18 protein-coding genes are annotated in these 16,369 nt (G+C 38.6%); 10 read left to right on the top strand and 8 right to left on the bottom strand.

The window, feature by feature from the left end; translation table 11 throughout:
- Positions 1–711: 711 nt before the first annotated feature.
- The gene (locus F8C76_RS11265) at positions 712–1,284 is read right to left on the bottom strand and encodes a hypothetical protein (protein ID WP_152131806.1); all 573 of its coding nucleotides are present in this window, start codon (positions 1,282–1,284) and stop codon (positions 712–714) included.
- Positions 1,281–1,844: a hypothetical protein gene (locus tag F8C76_RS11260; RefSeq protein WP_152131805.1), complete on the bottom strand. Its 564-nt coding sequence runs from the start codon at positions 1,842–1,844 to the stop codon at positions 1,281–1,283. Before F8C76_RS11260 ends, F8C76_RS11265 begins: the two co-directional genes overlap by 4 nt.
- Before the next feature lie 165 nt (positions 1,845–2,009).
- On the opposite strand from F8C76_RS11260, the gene F8C76_RS11255 reads away from it, so the two are divergent.
- Together F8C76_RS11255 and F8C76_RS11250 are read left to right on the top strand one after the other, a co-directional pair.
- The gene (locus F8C76_RS11255) at positions 2,010–2,369 is read left to right on the top strand and encodes a hypothetical protein (protein ID WP_119641607.1); all 360 of its coding nucleotides are present in this window, start codon (positions 2,010–2,012) and stop codon (positions 2,367–2,369) included.
- A 21-nt stretch (positions 2,370–2,390) separates the two neighbouring features.
- A complete protein-coding gene (locus F8C76_RS11250) occupies positions 2,391–2,741 on the top strand; it encodes a hypothetical protein (protein ID WP_152131804.1) in 351 nt (116 codons plus the stop codon).
- A 2-nt stretch (positions 2,742–2,743) separates the two neighbouring features.
- On the opposite strand, the gene F8C76_RS11245 is transcribed toward F8C76_RS11250, so the two are convergent.
- The 3 genes from F8C76_RS11245 to F8C76_RS11235 all read right to left on the bottom strand — a co-directional run bounded on the left by F8C76_RS11245 (position 2,744) and on the right by F8C76_RS11235 (position 5,990).
- Complete coding sequence (locus F8C76_RS11245) at positions 2,744–3,289, bottom strand: tyrosine-type recombinase/integrase (protein ID WP_152131803.1); 546 nt, start codon at positions 3,287–3,289, stop codon at positions 2,744–2,746.
- Positions 3,290–3,777: 488 nt separating this feature from the next.
- The gene (locus F8C76_RS11240; RefSeq protein ID WP_152131802.1) at positions 3,778–5,016 is read right to left on the bottom strand and encodes a hypothetical protein; all 1,239 of its coding nucleotides are present in this window, start codon (positions 5,014–5,016) and stop codon (positions 3,778–3,780) included.
- A 2-nt stretch (positions 5,017–5,018) separates the two neighbouring features.
- On the bottom strand, positions 5,019–5,990 hold the full coding sequence (locus F8C76_RS11235; RefSeq protein WP_152131801.1) for a nucleoid-associated protein: 972 nt from the start codon (positions 5,988–5,990) through the stop codon (positions 5,019–5,021).
- A gap of 130 nt (positions 5,991–6,120) precedes the next feature.
- Between F8C76_RS11235 and F8C76_RS11230 the strand changes: the two genes are divergently transcribed.
- The gene (locus F8C76_RS11230) at positions 6,121–6,399 is read left to right on the top strand and encodes a helix-turn-helix domain-containing protein (protein WP_152131800.1); all 279 of its coding nucleotides are present in this window, start codon (positions 6,121–6,123) and stop codon (positions 6,397–6,399) included.
- Here the strand turns inward: F8C76_RS11230 and F8C76_RS11225 are convergent.
- On the bottom strand, positions 6,392–8,017 hold the full coding sequence (locus tag F8C76_RS11225; protein WP_152131799.1) for a recombinase family protein: 1,626 nt from the start codon (positions 8,015–8,017) through the stop codon (positions 6,392–6,394). The two genes, F8C76_RS11230 and F8C76_RS11225, sit on opposite strands and share 8 nt — an antisense overlap.
- A 49-nt stretch (positions 8,018–8,066) precedes the next feature.
- On the opposite strand from F8C76_RS11225, the gene F8C76_RS11220 reads away from it, so the two are divergent.
- The 7 genes from F8C76_RS11220 to F8C76_RS11190 all read left to right on the top strand — a co-directional run bounded on the left by F8C76_RS11220 (position 8,067) and on the right by F8C76_RS11190 (position 15,069).
- Positions 8,067–10,238: a TonB-dependent receptor gene (locus tag F8C76_RS11220; RefSeq protein ID WP_211372152.1), complete on the top strand. Its 2,172-nt coding sequence runs from the start codon at positions 8,067–8,069 to the stop codon at positions 10,236–10,238.
- A gap of 10 nt (positions 10,239–10,248) precedes the next feature.
- Positions 10,249–11,607, top strand: a complete 1,359-nt coding sequence (locus F8C76_RS11215) for a DUF5689 domain-containing protein (protein WP_152131798.1) — start codon at positions 10,249–10,251, stop codon at positions 11,605–11,607.
- 159 nt (positions 11,608–11,766) lie between these two features.
- Entirely contained in the window at positions 11,767–12,564 is a 798-nt protein-coding gene (locus F8C76_RS11210; protein WP_152131797.1) for a hypothetical protein, read from the top strand.
- A 204-nt stretch (positions 12,565–12,768) separates the two neighbouring features.
- Positions 12,769–13,605, top strand: coding sequence for a hypothetical protein (locus tag F8C76_RS11205; protein WP_152131796.1), 837 nt, complete (start codon positions 12,769–12,771; stop codon positions 13,603–13,605).
- Between the two features lie 11 nt (positions 13,606–13,616).
- Positions 13,617–14,003 carry a hypothetical protein gene (locus tag F8C76_RS11200; RefSeq protein WP_152131795.1) on the top strand — a complete coding sequence of 129 codons (387 nt, stop codon included), beginning with the start codon at positions 13,617–13,619 and terminating at the stop codon, positions 14,001–14,003.
- A gap of 17 nt (positions 14,004–14,020) precedes the next feature.
- The gene (locus F8C76_RS11195) at positions 14,021–14,497 is read left to right on the top strand and encodes a hypothetical protein (protein WP_152131794.1); all 477 of its coding nucleotides are present in this window, start codon (positions 14,021–14,023) and stop codon (positions 14,495–14,497) included.
- 80 nt (positions 14,498–14,577) lie between these two features.
- Positions 14,578–15,069, top strand: coding sequence for a hypothetical protein (locus F8C76_RS11190; protein WP_152131793.1), 492 nt, complete (start codon positions 14,578–14,580; stop codon positions 15,067–15,069).
- Positions 15,070–15,109: 40 nt separating this feature from the next.
- Here F8C76_RS11190 and F8C76_RS11185 read toward each other — a convergent pair whose 3' ends face one another.
- Both F8C76_RS11185 and F8C76_RS11180 read right to left on the bottom strand, forming a co-directional pair.
- On the bottom strand, positions 15,110–15,640 hold the full coding sequence (locus F8C76_RS11185; RefSeq protein ID WP_129653683.1) for a lipid-binding SYLF domain-containing protein: 531 nt from the start codon (positions 15,638–15,640) through the stop codon (positions 15,110–15,112).
- Positions 15,641–15,739: 99 nt separating this feature from the next.
- Entirely contained in the window at positions 15,740–16,345 is a 606-nt protein-coding gene (locus F8C76_RS11180; protein ID WP_152131792.1) for a DinB family protein, read from the bottom strand.
- Positions 16,346–16,369 lie beyond the last annotated feature (24 nt).

Below are 16,369 nucleotides of genomic sequence, written 5' to 3'. Positions count from 1 at the left end.
AAAATAACAGTTGTCGTTTTCCTGTTGTGCTTTGCCGAATAATGTTTTTAATGCCATTTACCAGCAGTTCTTTCCTTGGAGGTTGTACCAGTGTCAAAATGTAATATTGATACGCCAGAACCAGCCAATATGTCTAATTGATGGGTTACTATAAGAGAATCAATGGTTGGATGGAATTGTTTGATTGTAAATTATTACCTACGTAATAAAGGATTGGACAAGGTGGGTTGGCAAGAACTATATTAACATACAGATGTGTAAAAGTTTATATGGTTTTATATTGGTTTATATCTGTTTCACCATATATTTGATACATAAAACCAATCAAACAATCAAATGTTTGGTGGGTCAAATAAAAAAGAGAGAACTCAAGTTCCATCGACCTCTCCAAAAGTGGGGTATTTACATCTTCCCACTTCGATAGTCTTAGGCTGTGGTTCTCCCTTCCTTACACGCCCAATCATGAGTTGGGCGTTCTACATTGGTAAAGATACTATCTATATTCTCCGTCCTAAACCAAATGGCTCTGGGTTCTCAACACTTTTATCAACATTTGGTCGTAGAACACCCAAAAACAAAGGCTTTGGCTAGTAATCAATACAGGTCAAAAGTAAAAGAAACTGTTTAACGGAAGAAACAAAATTATCAACATTGAGTCCTCGTTTTTGCCTTATAAAGTATAAGGTTATGCCATTCATGGTTGTTAATAAATCAACTCTTGGTAGAATCCGATTCATAAGCCTTTAGCTTCATTTCGGCTTTGTGTAGCTTCTGCTTAATCTGTTCCAGTTCTTGATTTTTGGTGTTGTCCTCAATGACCTTGACATCGTATGGTGGTTTGGGTGTTTCTTTGGTGGCTTGGTAAGTAAAATAGAACGAAGCAGCAGCTATAAGAATTGATATGATTGCAGCAACCTGGGCTTTTTGGGAACTCTCCCTTGCAGATTTATATTCAACATAATCGAGGTATTGTTTTGCTGCATGACCATCTAAAAAGTATTTGTTCACTAGATAGCCCTTGATTGCAAGACTATGTTTTATTTTTGCCTTATCGCCATTTAAAAATTCAAGGTGACCAAGCCAAGTTTTTCTAAAATCGTTAGGGTCAAATTTGCCATTTCTATAAGTGAAATTCTCCATGAACCAATATACAAATGTGGATTCGGAGTTTTCGTTAAAGCTCTCTCCCTGAAACTTTTCAATTTTAGCTTTTAAATCATTGTAGCTTATTCCTTCCCTTTCGTGGGCAAGCCCAATTTCCATTGCTTTGATGTACCTGTTCATTTTATGGTGTCCTTAATCTTGTCGATTACCAATCTCATTGAATCATTCTCCTTTACCAGAATACCTTCCAAATAATCCATACGCTCTTGAATTGCCTTAAGCTGCCCATCGTTTTCCTTTTCTAGCTTCGGCAAGAAAATTGACCCTAGGGCAATAAGGATGCTTATGATTGAAAGTGGCAAAGCAAATTTGCTGTTTCTAATATTCAGCTTCAAATCAATCTCTTTGAGTTCTTTGACATTGTTTTCACGTTTGATATTTTCGTTCAGCTTTCGGGCTGCTACGACCTGTTTATTGTATTCACTGACAAAACCTCCTTTGTCTAGGAACTCTTGCGTAAAATCGTTTGCTGAAACCAAAACATAACCATCATCGTCATTATAGTAGAAGTACTTTGAGGCTTCAAGGTTCATCTCATTGAGTATTTCACTGATATGGTTTTCTGTTTTGGTCGGTTTTCCCAAACCTAAATATATACCGTCCTCACCCCAACCACCTCCTTTTTCGAGCAAGAATAGTAAAATGCTATCCTTCAATTTGGCTCTCTCCAATCCTTCCATATTATTATTAACTTTTTATTTTTCAGAAAGATAATCCATTTTACAGATTGTGGGAAAAGTTCTATGCAGTGGTTGGTTACTGTAGTTATTTATGACCAATTATCATATATTTATGACCTCCCCCGATAAAAAGAATTACCCCTTTGGTAAAGCTAAAATCCAATTATGAAACAAACTATTACCCTATTGGCCTGTCTATGTTTTGTCTGTTGTGGAGTGCAGCAGAACCTGAAGGTATCCTATAAACTATCTTCAGGGATGACCAAGGCAGAGGTGGAAAACATTATGGGCGCACCTGCCAAGAGCGACTTCAAACAGAATGTTGAGGAATGGCACTATTGTAGAACTGGATTCAATTCAGATGAATTCCTAGCCCTGTTCTTCTATGAAGGAAAGCTTGTCGAAAAGTTGAACTATACGGTAACGTTGGCAGATACTAGGGGAGCTACTGGCTCTTGTTCAAAGTTTATTAAAATGGGTAATTATAGGGAGCCTGACAGGATAATCGAATTGAGAATGAGATAAAGTACCAAGTTCACCTCCATTATGAACAAGTTTATTGTAATTCCACCTAAACATGTCGGCCTAAACGATTGGTCTGATTTTAGCCCAGATTACTTTAACTACACATTGATTTTGAAGAAAGATGAAAGATGTAATCTTCGGGGGCAATGGGTAGATTGGTCTAAAGGCTATGATGAAGAAAAGGATAAAGCAGGGGGTTTAAAAGGTCATTATCTCAAATACCGTGGAAGTAAGTACGTTGAGTTCAACACATTTGAAGAAGCAAGGGCATTAGCTGATATATTTGATGCTGAATACAGTGAATATAAGAAGGGAAATATCAAGTGGGGAGCGTTGAGTTTCAATAGCAACAGCCAACTATGGGTATATTAATTTTAAAGGTTCAAGTATATATCCCTTATCTCCTCAGCCCTTATACCAAGGTACTTTCTTGTTATGGCAGGGCTTGAATGGCTGAATATTTCAGATAGATAAAGCAAAGCTTCATCCGATTTTCCATTGTTCTCCCAGACCCTTCTACCAAACGATTTCCTTAAGGAATGACTGGACACGTTCTTGGGTGTGGGAAAGTGCTGCTTCATTAACCTATTTACATGCTGTACGGAATACACAGAGCCTTTCTGCGAGGTAAATGGATGGCCTCCCTTGTCGTAGGTCAGATTGTCCACAAAATACTGCAAAGCCTCTTTGATGTTGTCGTTTACTTGAAGGGTGCGCTGTTTTTTGGTTTTCCCCTCAACAATGGTGAACTCATCCTTTTTGAGTTGGTCAAAGGTTAGGTTCAATAAATCATCAATCCTAAGCCCAAGATTGATGCCGCAGATTACCAATAGACCAAAGTTTGGACTTTCACCCAACCTGATAAGTTTCTTTGCTGTTGATGTGGCCTTGTCAAATTCTATATAAGTGCTTCCAGTCATTGTAATTCCTAAATTCTCCGATTATTTTATAGTTTCGATTTGCTATGGCGATTGTATTGCTACAACAATCAGTTTTAAAAAACTTAAATCCCCTATCTTTTAGCATCTCTATAAGCGTGTTTATTGTGCCATCTTTTATATTAGGGTAATAGGTTCTTTTATTTTTGCAACTGTAATATTCAAATGTCATGTTTTCATTTTTGAATTTAATACTGCAAATATAATGTTCATTTAAATTAAAAACAATATATAAATGAACATATTGGATAAATTGTACTCTTTTATGGTTTATATATATTGATAATGTTCATTTATTATATTAATGAACATTTTTAAATTGAAGATTAAAAGGATAGAATAGCTGATGAATTTAGGGGGGTATTATTAGCATGTTAAAATCACCATGAAGATATTTAGTTGAATTGTGGGAAAGCGTATGATGTTTAGGTCATGGCCTAAATTTGTCGACCCAAAATTTATTTGGAATTCTATGAGACTAGCTGTTTAAAATATCCAAGAGCCGAAAATGCTACATGAAAAGTTGTCTGAATAAAGTGTGTTAAAATCCTAGCAAATAATTCCCAATGGACTAAAACGACAACCATCGTCAAAACGACAACAATTGAAACCGTTATTCCTTTCAACAAGCATAGTTTCTTATACTGACTTTGAAGTAAATCCCCTTTAATCTCATTCTCAATTTCATCTTTTATTTCACTTAAATCACTAACATTTTCAATTTTTTTCTGAAATCGAATAATTTCTTTGTACACCGAGTCAAGGGACTCCTTGATATTTTTGAAGAAAATTTTCCAAATTAGAATGAAAAATAAGTAACCTAAGATTAGAAGACTTAAATTTTTAGTAAGTGATGGATTTTCAAAATCTAATCTACTGGCTAGGAAAAGGAATGCTATTGGAATGGCAAATAAATAGCTGGAAACTTTTCTAATTGTTTCATGAATTTTATCTGAAATCTCTTGGAAGTAAATTAATGATGACGTTTTGATTTTCTCAAATGAGAACCCTTCTAAGTAGGCATCAAAACTATGCAAATAATTTTCTTTAACCACTCTAAACTTGACTATCAGTATAGAAAATGCCTTTTCTCTTTCTGAAAAAAAATCAACTAAATCATTTATAAAAAGCCTCTTTTTATCTTCCGCATGCAATTTTTCATTGAATTTTTCTAAAAACCCTTCTATGTCTCCTAGTTTTGATTTTTTTAAATCTTCTACAGTATAAGTAATTGGTAAAATTAAGCTCTTGCCTATTTTGTGGAAATATAGCTCCAAATCGGCACCAGAGGAATTCTTATTATCTGCAATCTCTGATAAGAATAAAATAAAACTCAAACAGTTTCTGTAAGCTTTCATTATACCAGAAAGCCCTGAATCCTGATTTATTTTTTCTTCATGAACGTAAAACTCTTCTAAGTCAAAACTATAAGGGTGTTTATTAATCAAATTTTCAAAGCTTTCGAAGTAATTGGGTATTTGGTCACTAGCCAATTCTAGGGTTATATTGTTGCCTATAATTTCATTAAGGTTTTCAATAGAAAAAACATTCCCGTTACTGTCTTTGATTTCAAGCACACAATCTTCGACTAATTTTAAGCTATCAGCTTGTTCTGTGGTTAAATTCTTGATGTTGCCTTTAATGTTAAGACCATCGAAATTATCTTCAATTAGGTCTTGTCGAATTTTTACAAAATGCTTTAAACTCATTATCAAAGATTTCGAAGTAATTCGGCAGGTACATCTCTAATTACAATAGTGCTTCCATTCTTTCTAATCTTCGAGCCAATCAATCCTCTATCAAATTCTAGCAAATACCCCTTTTCTTTTATTATCTCTTTGTTTAGAAATTTCAAATGGCTTTTTTGAGTAACTCTAAACGACCCACTAACTTCAATTTCATTGTTATTTGTGACCCATTCAAGGAAATCTTCTGGATTTTGCTCATCCATTAAAGCAGATATAGCTTTCAATTCAATATCTTCATCTGCTTCAAACTTCTTCAAAGAGTAATTGCCAACTTTATGAAATACATCTCTTTTTTTTGATGTAGTATAACTATTCAAACTCATATAACTAGCCATAGCTACCTTTAATTTATCTGAATTCTCCCTAGAAGAAGTCATATCTGTACTGCCAATAAATTTTTGAAAGTATATTGAAATTCCCCTAGTTCCTTTGATAAATGATAAGTACTGAGGAGCCTTGTTTTTCCATTTTTCAAAATTTATTCTATTTGCACGGGCAAGGCGGTCAATATCTAGGCTTCGTAGTTTTCTTATTGTAAGGTTTACATCATTTACAGAAAAACTAGTTGAATTATCGAGCATTATTGTAATCAAAAAATCTTTGCTGTTTTCGGTATAGTGTATAAATACTACATAACCTCCTGTTGTGGTCGGTAAATCAATTTCTTTTTTCAATATTTCCATAGAACGGAGTGAGAAATCCAAGAAATCTTTGTTTTCTATATACTCTTCAACATAAGTTTGAAAAGGGTATAAAATTTTATCCTCCTCAAACACCCCATAAGTGGGGTTCTTTGCAGAATAACTCTTTATTATTTTCTCAACAAATTCTTCCGTGTCATTGTTAACGGGTAATAGTGAATTTGAAGTTTTAAGTGATGGTTTTCCTTTTTGCTCCTTGACAATTTGATGTAGCACTATGTGTTCTAATTTCATACAAAAATGTTTGGTTAGGTGTTGGTTCAATATGTAACTAGGGGGAGGTTTGTGAAAATATGAAAAATCTTACATTAAAATCTGATTCTTTTTTATTTTTTAGGATGTAAAAAAATCCATATTTCTAACAATGAAAAGATTAAAGTTTGAAGACCTTCCCAGTGCAACAGAAGAAATTATTGAAAAAATAGATTTATTACAAAAAGAAATATCCTCTTTAAAGAAAAACCTTCAACCAAAAGAGCCAGTTGAGTTAATGACCAGAAAAGAAGCAGCTAACTTTTTGAGAATATCACTAACAACACTCCATCACTGGACAAAAAGAAGAATTATAAAAGGTTATGGTTTGGGTAATCGAGTTTATTATAAGAAGAGTGAAATAATCAATAAGATACTTAGGACTAATTAGGGGGGTAATTGGCGAATTCATCTTGCATTCTTGCATGTATAATGTCTGGTCGCTTACCAAAATCTCTTAAAAAATAATAGTTATTGTTTGTCAAATTTTTAGCAGCGTAATATCTCGATTCAACTAATATTTCTATTGTTGGAACAGGAATGTTAAACTCAATGGATATATGTATTGGTTTATTTTGATAATTAACATTCAATCTCTTGATGTATTTTTCCACTAAAGCTACTTTTTCGTCATAAGAGATTGTTTGATTTATCTTCATAATATTCTTTTCAAACTGCCTCTTTTTAAGCACTTCTTTTATTATCTGTTTATTTTTTTGCTTTGGTAACTGATTCAAATCAATATTTAATTCTTCAAGGATTCTATCCGAATTTTTTATCTGTTCCAGACTCTTCATTATTACATTAATGGTGTCATCAGTTTCTAGGATTTCCTTGTCAATTCGTTTCTTTTCTAATAAATACAAATCAAAATCACCTCCTGTCCTGACATAAGCTTTATAATTTCTAGCAAGCTGAGACTTTAATTTTTCAAGTTTTTCATGGTGATAAGACAATCTTTTTTTCAGTTTATTCTTCTCAGTTTCATTGCCCCCTTCTAAATATGCCTTTTTGGCGTGTTCGTATAATTCTTTGCCAAACAAAATATTTTCAAAAACAAGTTTATCTATAGCCCATGCCCTTAGTGCTTTACTGTAGCACTTTTCCACACCACGATTAACTTCACTTAAGCATCTGTAATATGCGTTTCGTTTTCGTTGAGATATTGTGTACCTAGTCCCACATTTACCACAATACATAACTTCGTTAAGGATATACTTCTTTGCTTTTGCTCCTGGTTTTTTATATCTGTTACTGATTCCATCAATGAGTTTTTGATGTCGATGCGCCTCAATGATTGGTGGTACATCGATAGTTATGTCAGAGAACTTAGCACTTCCAGAATAAGTTTTATTATAAATCATATATCTAATAGTGGCAGGAGTCCATTCTATGGTATAACGGGTATCAATACCCATTTCGTTTAGGTAATGCGCAATTCTTATGTAGCCGTATCCTTTTTCATACAAATCAAATATTAATTTGACAGTCTTAGCCTCTTCGTCATTAATTTTCCATTTACCATTTATGTCAGTAGTATAACCGTAGGGCAGAAGACCATGGGGAATTTTATCAATTGCGTTTCTCCTTAATACAGTCTTAATTTTTTTCGCAGTCACACGGGCAAAGTGAGCATCCATACCCGCTTTAATAGTATAAAATAAATAGGTGTTCTCATTGCTAAAGTCAGCAGCAACCCCATTGTCATACAAGATTGTTCCAGTATCTCTTAATAGATTGGCAAAAATATGCCATGAAATTTCATTTCTTGCAAGTCTGGAACTATCCCATATATAGACACCACTTATTTTATTGTGTTTTATGGCGTCTATTAGTTGTGCAAACTTCGGCCTTTCTTCTTGTCCTTTTTGTCCACTAACAATTCCCTCATCAAAAATCTTGAATTCCAAGTTATTCTCTATTGCAAATTCTTGACCTAGTAGCTTCTGTTCCTTTAAACTTTTCTCTTTTTTCCTGTCTCTAGATTTTCTGACGTAAATAGCTAACATTTTACAAAGTTACGTAATTCATATAATTAACTGGGGTGGACTCAATGATGTGCAGCGCAATCAGGAGTATACCAACGGACTGGAGATGAATCCCTACACCTTTGGGGGAATTTTGGGGAATACCCAAATCAATGTGCGTCCTTCGGGTATGCGGCCCGGTATTCGTTTGTCCAGTTCAGTGTCCAACCGAACCTACCGAGGAAGGGTTATGGGGACCTACAGTTCGGGACTGTCCAAAAAAGGATGGGCCTATACCGTTTCATCTTCCCGCAGATGGGCCCATGAAGGATATGTGGAAGGCACCTTGTACGATGCCTATTCTTTTTTTGGTGCTTTGGAGTATCAACCCAACACCAAAAATAGTTTTGCACTTACTGCTATTTTGGCCCGTAACCGGAGAGGACGATCGGCAGCCTTGACCGAAGAGGTATTTGACCTCATGGGAAACCAGTACAATCCTTATTGGGGAATCCAAGATGGAGAAATGAGAAATTCCAGGGAGCGGGAAATCTTTGAGCCCATTGTTATGTTGAATTATGGGCTACAACTGGACAAATTCAACTGGAGTGTGGGCGTAGCCCATCAATTTGGGACCAACACCAGAAGTCGTTTGGGGTATTATAATGCACCAAACCCGGACCCTACCTACTATCGGTATCTGCCCAGTTATTTTATCAACAGTTCCATTGGTGCCGATTTTATAAATGCCGATTTGGCCCGTGAAGCCTTTTTGAAGAACCCGCAACTTTCATGGGAACAACTTTACGCCGCCAATTTGAATCCCAATGAAGGGGGGAAGGCCGCTTATATGCTTTACAATGATGTTGCTGAGGATAACTACACAACAGTGGCAAGCAGTTTGGAGTATCGTCTCCATGAAAATGTAAGGTTAGGTTTTGGGGGTAATTTTAAGACGCTGTCTTCGGAGAACTTTGCCAAAATCTTCGACGTATTGGGAGCCGATTTTCACGAGGACGAGGATTCCTTTTCCAATACCTTGAATGATGCCCATGGAAAACTGCAAAAAACCACAGGAGAAAAGTTCAATTACCATTACCTATTGAATGCCTCCCAATTTGAAGCCTTTGGACAGCTTTCCACCACCTTTGGGAAATGGAGCGGTTTTGCTTCGATATCATTGTCCAACTTTAGTGCGCAGAGGAACGGATTGTTCACCAATGAACGCTTTATGGAAAACTCGTTTGGAAAGAGCGAAAAAGTGGGTTTTTCCAACGTGGGATATAAAGGGGGGCTCACCTATTTTCTTACAGGGCGGCATTGGTTCACGGCAAACGCTGCAAAACTGGACCGGTCCCCTGTACTTCAGAATATTTTCATAAACCCACGGGAAAACAATGAGGTGGTCCCTGAAATCCAAAAAGAGACCATTGCCACGATAGATGTAAACTATTTCATGCGGTTACCCTCCCTGATTGGTCGCTTAAGTGCCTTTTACACCCGGGTTATGAATACTACGGACATCAATTTCTTTTTTGTCGATTCTGGCCTCGGTTCGGATTTTGTCCAAGAGGTCGTTACGGGGCTGGACAGGTTGCACAAAGGCTTGGAATTTGGATTGGAGTATGAGGCATCGTCCAGCGTAAAAGTATCTGCGGTTGGGAATTGGGGACATTATGTTTATGCCAGTGACCCTTCCGTACAGATTAATTTTGACACGGCAGGGACCGAAGAGGATCTTATTGCCCCAGAAGGGAACATAGACCTGGGGATTACTAAGGTAAAGGACTTAAAACTGGCCCAAGGACCGCAAAGAGCCTTTGCCTTGGGTGTGGAGTACCGCAATCCAAAATATTGGTGGTTTGGTGCCACGGCCAATTGCCTTACCGATAACTATATCAATATTTCGACCATTGCCCGTACCTCCAGTTTTTTGCTGGACCCGGAAACTGGGGAACGTTTTCCCGATGCTACCGATGAAAATGTGGCCAAACTTTTAGATCAACAAAAACTGGAAGATATCTACTTCCTAAATCTCATAGGAGGAAAATCTTGGTTGGTCAACAAAAAATACATCAGTCTGTTCGCCAGTGTCAGTAATCTTTTTGATGGTGTTTTTAGAACAGGGGGATACGAACAAAGCCGAAATGGCAATTTCGGACAGATGCAGCAAGACAACCTCAGTGGCACCCCATCCTTTGGACCCAAATATTGGTACAGCTACGGCAGGACCTATTTCTTGAATCTCGCCATAAGCTTCTAAATCAAAAAACATGAAAAATTCGAACAAAATAAATGGGTTGTTCCTATTGATATTGATGGTGGCCTGTGTCAAGAATGTCAATTTTAGTGAACCGCAAACCGCTTGCACTACAGAACTGAAAGCGAACATCAGCTTTGCTGATTTGGAGGAATTATTGGGCGATGGGGCTACACAAATCCACCAAGATCTGGTCTTGGAGGGCTATGTCATTTCTTCGGATAGGGCCGGGAACTTTTTTGGAGTACTCTACATACAGGACAAGATGGAAAACCCGACCCAAGGACTTCAAATAGAGATGGATTTTAGGGAATCCCATCTGTTTTATAGTGCGGGAAGCAAAATTTTGGTAAAGTTGAAAGGCCTGTATCTCGGTAAAAGTGGTGAGACCCTTAAATTGGGAGGCACTTTCACTTCCTTCGGAAATGTTTCGGTGGGGAGATTGCCAAGTTTGCAGGTCAGGGAACATATTTTTCTGTCCTGTGATGGAGGTACTGTACAACCCCTACAAGTTGCCCTTCCTGAGATTGAAAATACTCCCCTGAACACTTTGGTGGAATTCAAGGATGTAGAGTTTGTGGAAGAAGAACTGGGACTGTCCTTTGCGCTTGCCGAAGAAGAAACCATACGCACGCTGACCGATTGTGCCGAAAATGAAATGGCATTGCTCAATAGCGGGTATGCCGATTTTCAGGCAGAAATCCTCCCTGAAGACAATGGCTCCATTACGGGGATTCTTGTAAAAGATGGAAAACAGTTGCAGTTGATTATCCGGGATTTGGAGGATATTGATTTTACCCAAGAACGCTGTCCGGAGATTATTACGGAATTTACCTCGACCCAAATTTTCATTTCAGAACTGGCAGATCCGGACAACAATTCCGGAGCACGCTTTGTGGAACTCTATAATTCTGCATCGGAACCCTTGGATTTAAATCTGTGGACCTTACGCCGATACACCAATGAGAATACGGAAATCAGTTCCAGTATCGACTTGTCAGGGCTGGTCATTGATGCGGAAAGTACCTTGGTCATTTCGCCAAATGCCGCGGAGTTTGAATTGGTCTATGGTTTTGCTCCCGACCTAGCGGTTTCCACCAATAGTCCGGCAGATTCCAATGGGGACGATAATCTGGAGCTGGTGGATCCTTTTGGAATGGTCATAGATGTTTTTGGTGTGATTGGGGAAGATGGCTCGGGTACCAACCACGAGTTTGAGGACGGCCGGGCAGTGCGTAACCCAGATGTTTTGGAAGGGAACCCCAGTTACACCTTTGGTGAGTGGACCATTTTTAATGATACCGGAGAGTCAGGTACCACCCAAATGCCCCAAAACGCCCCAGAGGACTTTACGCCTGGAATAAGGGATTGACCTACAATTCCACACAGAATTTTCCACACATCAATTGAGAAGGGGTATCCACCAATCCAAATGGGTCACCCATCAATTGGGCGTCTACGTGCATGTCTCATTATAGTACCTTATCCAAGATAGAGCCGCATGCCCCAATACCATTTAAATCTTCTTATTATGGACCAAAGAAAAATGTATTGGGCTATTGTTAAAATGGCCATTTTGTTGCTTGTATTGGCTTCCTGTGAAAAGGAAGTTGTACAGACCAATGATTCCCAACCCATTGCCAAGGAGCAACCTGACACGCTTAGGATGATCAAGCTGGGCAAAAAACTGGAAAACCCCTATTCCGTAAAGAATATGAGGAAGGCTTATGCGAATCTGCTTAAAAAGCAGGGGGAAAGTCAAAAGAACTATGGCTCCCAAACTTTGAAGGATTCCTCTGAAATTACTACTACGGACTATTATGTGAAATTTTGGGTGGAAAATGATGAACAAAAGCAGTTGCTATTGGCAGATTCCCTTAATCTTTCAGAAATCCCGCTGGATGTGGAGATAAAGGAGGAAGGTGATTATTATGTGGACGAGAACACAGAAATTCTAGAAGCACAGTGGTTGTATGCTTCCGTACTAAAGGATTATAAAGTCCCAAATGGGATTTCCTATGAAAAAGTGGAGGACTTGTTTCTTGTTGAACCTTCAAATATCGATGCAGATGAAGACGGACAAGATGATTCCAAAACCACAACGATTGCAGGTAAGACAGGAATCTCCAAGGAATTCCTGTTCGATTTGGAGGACGAAGCACTTCGGTTGACCGGTAATTATGAAGAATCTGCGAACTCCTACCAAGAAAAGAGCAAGAAGACACCGCAAGGCTATGTGAAAGTCTACAATACCGTAACCAAAAAGATGGATCCCGTAGTTGGGGTAAAAGTAAAGACAAGGCGTTGGTTTACATGGGCCAAGGGATGAACCAACTCCAACGGTTATTACAAAGTAAATCGGGGCTACCGAAGGGACGTTCGTTATACCGTGGTCTTTAAGAATATCAAGGGTTTTAAGGTTTGGAATTCCGTTTTAAGCATGACCTCTGCAAGATATAGAGAAGGTAAGCATAGCCGATTTGGTTATGATTTCAATTTTTATACCAATTCAACGGCTTGGAGATGGGCCACCGTGAACAATGCGGTTATAAAGTATTTTAATTATTGTTCATCATTGGGAATTGGCCAACCTCCAACAGATTTACGAATTGTGGCTAACAAAAAATCAAATGGTGGAGGTGCCCCAATGCTAAAAAGAACATGGGGATGGGCCGGATTTACCACCCATTCTAAAGTGACAAACTTTTTGGCAAAAACAAATGGGATATCGGTGGCTGCCAATAAAAAATGGATGCTTTTCAAGTTTGTCCTTCCAGATATTGTTATCAATTCCAATGCGAATCAAGGGACCGATAAAGTTTATGAAACAACGTTTCATGAACTGGCGCATGCATCCCATTTCAATACGGTAGGCAGTAGATATTGGATTAAATATATCAATTATATCATCACCTATGGAGTTTATGGTGATGGGCATGGAAAAAACAGCGAAATGGTTGCCCTTGGAGAAGCTTGGGGGTATCATATGGGCTATTATTTAATAATAAAGGAATTTGGAGCCAATAATAGGGTTCTTACCACTTCAGCATTTGAAAATTTTGACCCCAGATTAAAACCAAATAGGGTTGGTAAATCAAGATATAGTGATAGTTATGGTAATAGGCATAATATAGGTTGGACAGGTTGGATTCCAGGAGGACTGATATTGGATATCATTGATTCTAATAAGGATGAAATTCGTGAAGGTTGCTTTGATAAAGTTTCTGGTTATGGGTTGAAGGATGTTTTCGAGGCATTGGATTCTGATATAGATTCGCCACAAAAATTTAGGAATCGACTTTTGAAGGAGAACAATAATATGGATTCAAAAGACTTAGTCGATTTGTTTACAGCGTATTACTGGAATTAAAAAGAAAAAGAATGAGGAAAACAATTATCATTATATCTGCACTTGTATTATATGCTTGTGATACAGAACAATGTTCAAGTTATTTTATTGAAAATAAACTTGAGATGAACATAGAGTTAACTTTTGTTGGGGAATCTTTACAAAAGCTAATGATTAACGAAGGTAAAGGAGTGCAGTTTGGGGAGACGGGTTGTGATATGGGAGGAGCACCTTTGTTATACTTACGAGTTTATGATTCTATTTATGTCCGGGATGCTTCTAATAATATTCTAAAAGTCTATAAACAGGAAACTCCAGGAAGGAATATTTACAATATAGATAAATATTGGTCCATAAAGGAAACCAAGCACCATACAGAGTATACCTATACCATAACCAACGAAGATATTGGTAATTAATCCGTAATAACAATACCATGAAAAATATACTCTATTGCTCCATGGCCCTATGGTGTTCCCTATGCCTTAATGCCCAAGACTTTTCTCCCAAGCAACAACAACGGTTGGATCATTTGGGCTTAAACTACGCCTACCTTATGGCACAAAGTGAGGCCAATGAACGGCAGTTGTGGAAAATCTTGGATATGGACCGTAAACGAAAGAACAATCTGGTCATGGGAGGTTCTTTTGCGGGGTTGGGAGCATTGCTCATTACCTGCGGTGCTTTGGTAGTCGCCAAAGACTATCCTTGTGATGATAGCCATGTATGTGAAAACACAGGGCAAGTTATTGTTGGAGGAAGCTTAATAGCTTTGGGAACCTTTGATGTGAGTGTTTCCCTGCCCTTGTTTCTTTCCTCTTTTAAACGAAAGAACATAAGGAATAAAATGATCAAAAACCTGAAGGCACAATACCCAAACCAACCAGAGTTAATGCCTTTTGAGCCCAATTAAACAAATGGTTGTCAGGTAATTGGTTTTTAAGATTGTCCCAAAAAATTGTAAATTGAACAACAACCTTAAAAACTATAACTATGAGAACACTGGTACTGACCTTGTTATTAGTATTTGCCCTTGGAGTGCACTGTGAGGCACAGCGCATCGCCAAAAATGCCCTTGGGGTGCGGATTGGCGATGATGATGGCTTTGATTCCTTTGGGGCGGAAATCAGTTATCAACGGGCCCTTTTTGAAAACAATAGGCTTGAGTTGGACCTTGGAATCCGAGGAGAAAAAGATGTGTACGACGCGTTCAAGGTGGTCGGTCTTTTTCAATGGGTAATGCCTTTGGATGAATCCTTTCACTGGTACGTTGGTGCAGGAGGAGGCTTGGGCAATGTGGACTATGATGGTGGAGGTTCTGCCTCGTTTGGCCTGTTGGCAGGGAACCTGGGCCTGGAATATGATTTTAAGATTCCTCTAATTCTATCGTTGGACGTAAGACCGGAAATTGGTTTTGGCGAAGAAGATGCCTATGGGGATGGCTTCGATTTTGATCTGGGACTGGGGGTTCGGTATCAGTTTTAAGACGTAAAATAAAAACGCCCCTTTAAAGGGGCGTTGCTTTTTAAAAGGGCTTATAACCAAACTTCTGTCCTCCTACCGAGGCATCGGCCATTAAACCGGCCTTGGGGAGGGCAAATACGGCCACACCATCTTTATATTTGGCATTAAAGGCGATTCCCGATTTCAAGGCAACCGCTGAGGTTTCGGCGGCAAACTGGAACTTTCCTTCCTTAAAACGGGCCAAATCCGTTTCGGTCTCAAAAAAGATGACTTCGATGATGGCTTGTCCACCTGCCTGTAGGCCAATGTTCAATTTTTTAAGATCGGCCATGCCCACGGCATCGCCATTTTCATAGACCACCCCGTTACCGGATGCCCCACCAATAATAAAGCCGCCTTTTCCCACATTGGGAAAGATCACGTATCCAGCAGAATGGTTGAAGAAACCATTAAGACCGGAATCTGTGTCAACGAGGGTTTGTTTGGCCTTTTGGGCATCGGCCATGATTTTTTCATCCTTTTTATTTTGCGCGAACACACTGGTGCCAACAATCAGAAAGGCAACCAGTGCAATTGATTTTAAAGTTTTCATAGGTACATTTTATAGTGTTTCCCCAAAGTTAAAAAACAAACCCCCTCCATTTTGGAAAGGGTTTGCCAATTAATGTTAAGGAAAACCTATAATAGGATACTATTCTGGAAAGTCAGCATGCTGCATGACCTCTTCCATTTGTAGCACATGGCGTTCGGTGTGTCCGGCGGCAAAGACCAAAAACTGTACGCCATCAACAACACCAAATGGCAGATCTTTATTAAAGGAGTTTCTTAGGTCGTCGTCCGTGGTCTTCACATATTCGATCAACTCACTTCGTTTGTCCAAAAAGGCTTGTAGCGCATTCTCAAGGGAGTCAAATTGGCCACTGGGTTCAAACGGCTGGGATGTCTTTACCTTGTTGCTTCGGTCCGTTACAACGGTCATGATCTGCTCATCCTTGAAGACCAAGGAATCCTTTAAGGCGGGATTGGAATCTGCCGCTACCATTTTATGGGCCATCCCTCCAAAAACACTTTCCACCACGGCCAGATGCTCCACACATTCGGCGATGGACCAACTATTTTCGCTGGGTTTAAAGTTGAGCTGTTTCTTGGTGAGTCCATCCAAAACTTTGGTCATGTGGTCACGGGTTTCGGTGAGATGCTTAAGCATGAACTCACGATCTTGTTCGGTAAGTTTTTCGGAATCCGCAGCAAAACTGAAAAGGATCAATGCCGCAAAAGGTAGAATCAACTTTTTCATAATCTATAGGGTTTAAATTATAGT

The organism is Flagellimonas olearia, assembly GCF_009184425.1.
Taxonomy (GTDB): Bacteria; Bacteroidota; Bacteroidia; order Flavobacteriales; family Flavobacteriaceae; genus Flagellimonas; species Flagellimonas olearia.
This window is presented reverse-complemented; position numbering and strand designations above follow the sequence as displayed.

Excerpts from the sequence above, each read along its gene's own strand:
- F8C76_RS11265 (WP_152131806.1), bottom strand. The coding sequence starts at position 1,284 with ATGAACAGGTACATCAAAGCAATGGAAATTGGGCTTGCCCACGAAAGG.
- F8C76_RS11260 (WP_152131805.1), bottom strand. The coding sequence starts at position 1,844 with ATGGAAGGATTGGAGAGAGCCAAATTGAAGGATAGCATTTTACTATTC.
- F8C76_RS11255 (WP_119641607.1), top strand. The coding sequence starts at position 2,010 with ATGAAACAAACTATTACCCTATTGGCCTGTCTATGTTTTGTCTGTTGT.
- F8C76_RS11250 (WP_152131804.1), top strand. The coding sequence starts at position 2,391 with ATGAACAAGTTTATTGTAATTCCACCTAAACATGTCGGCCTAAACGAT.
- F8C76_RS11245 (WP_152131803.1), bottom strand. The coding sequence starts at position 3,289 with ATGACTGGAAGCACTTATATAGAATTTGACAAGGCCACATCAACAGCA.
- F8C76_RS11240 (WP_152131802.1), bottom strand. The coding sequence starts at position 5,016 with ATGAGTTTAAAGCATTTTGTAAAAATTCGACAAGACCTAATTGAAGAT.
- F8C76_RS11235 (WP_152131801.1), bottom strand. The coding sequence starts at position 5,990 with ATGAAATTAGAACACATAGTGCTACATCAAATTGTCAAGGAGCAAAAA.
- F8C76_RS11230 (WP_152131800.1), top strand. The coding sequence starts at position 6,121 with ATGAAAAGATTAAAGTTTGAAGACCTTCCCAGTGCAACAGAAGAAATT.
- F8C76_RS11225 (WP_152131799.1), bottom strand. The coding sequence starts at position 8,017 with ATGTTAGCTATTTACGTCAGAAAATCTAGAGACAGGAAAAAAGAGAAA.
- F8C76_RS11215 (WP_152131798.1), top strand. The coding sequence starts at position 10,249 with ATGAAAAATTCGAACAAAATAAATGGGTTGTTCCTATTGATATTGATG.
- F8C76_RS11210 (WP_152131797.1), top strand. The coding sequence starts at position 11,767 with ATGGACCAAAGAAAAATGTATTGGGCTATTGTTAAAATGGCCATTTTG.
- F8C76_RS11200 (WP_152131795.1), top strand. The coding sequence starts at position 13,617 with ATGAGGAAAACAATTATCATTATATCTGCACTTGTATTATATGCTTGT.
- F8C76_RS11195 (WP_152131794.1), top strand. The coding sequence starts at position 14,021 with ATGAAAAATATACTCTATTGCTCCATGGCCCTATGGTGTTCCCTATGC.
- F8C76_RS11190 (WP_152131793.1), top strand. The coding sequence starts at position 14,578 with ATGAGAACACTGGTACTGACCTTGTTATTAGTATTTGCCCTTGGAGTG.
- F8C76_RS11185 (WP_129653683.1), bottom strand. The coding sequence starts at position 15,640 with ATGAAAACTTTAAAATCAATTGCACTGGTTGCCTTTCTGATTGTTGGC.
- F8C76_RS11180 (WP_152131792.1), bottom strand. The coding sequence starts at position 16,345 with ATGAAAAAGTTGATTCTACCTTTTGCGGCATTGATCCTTTTCAGTTTT.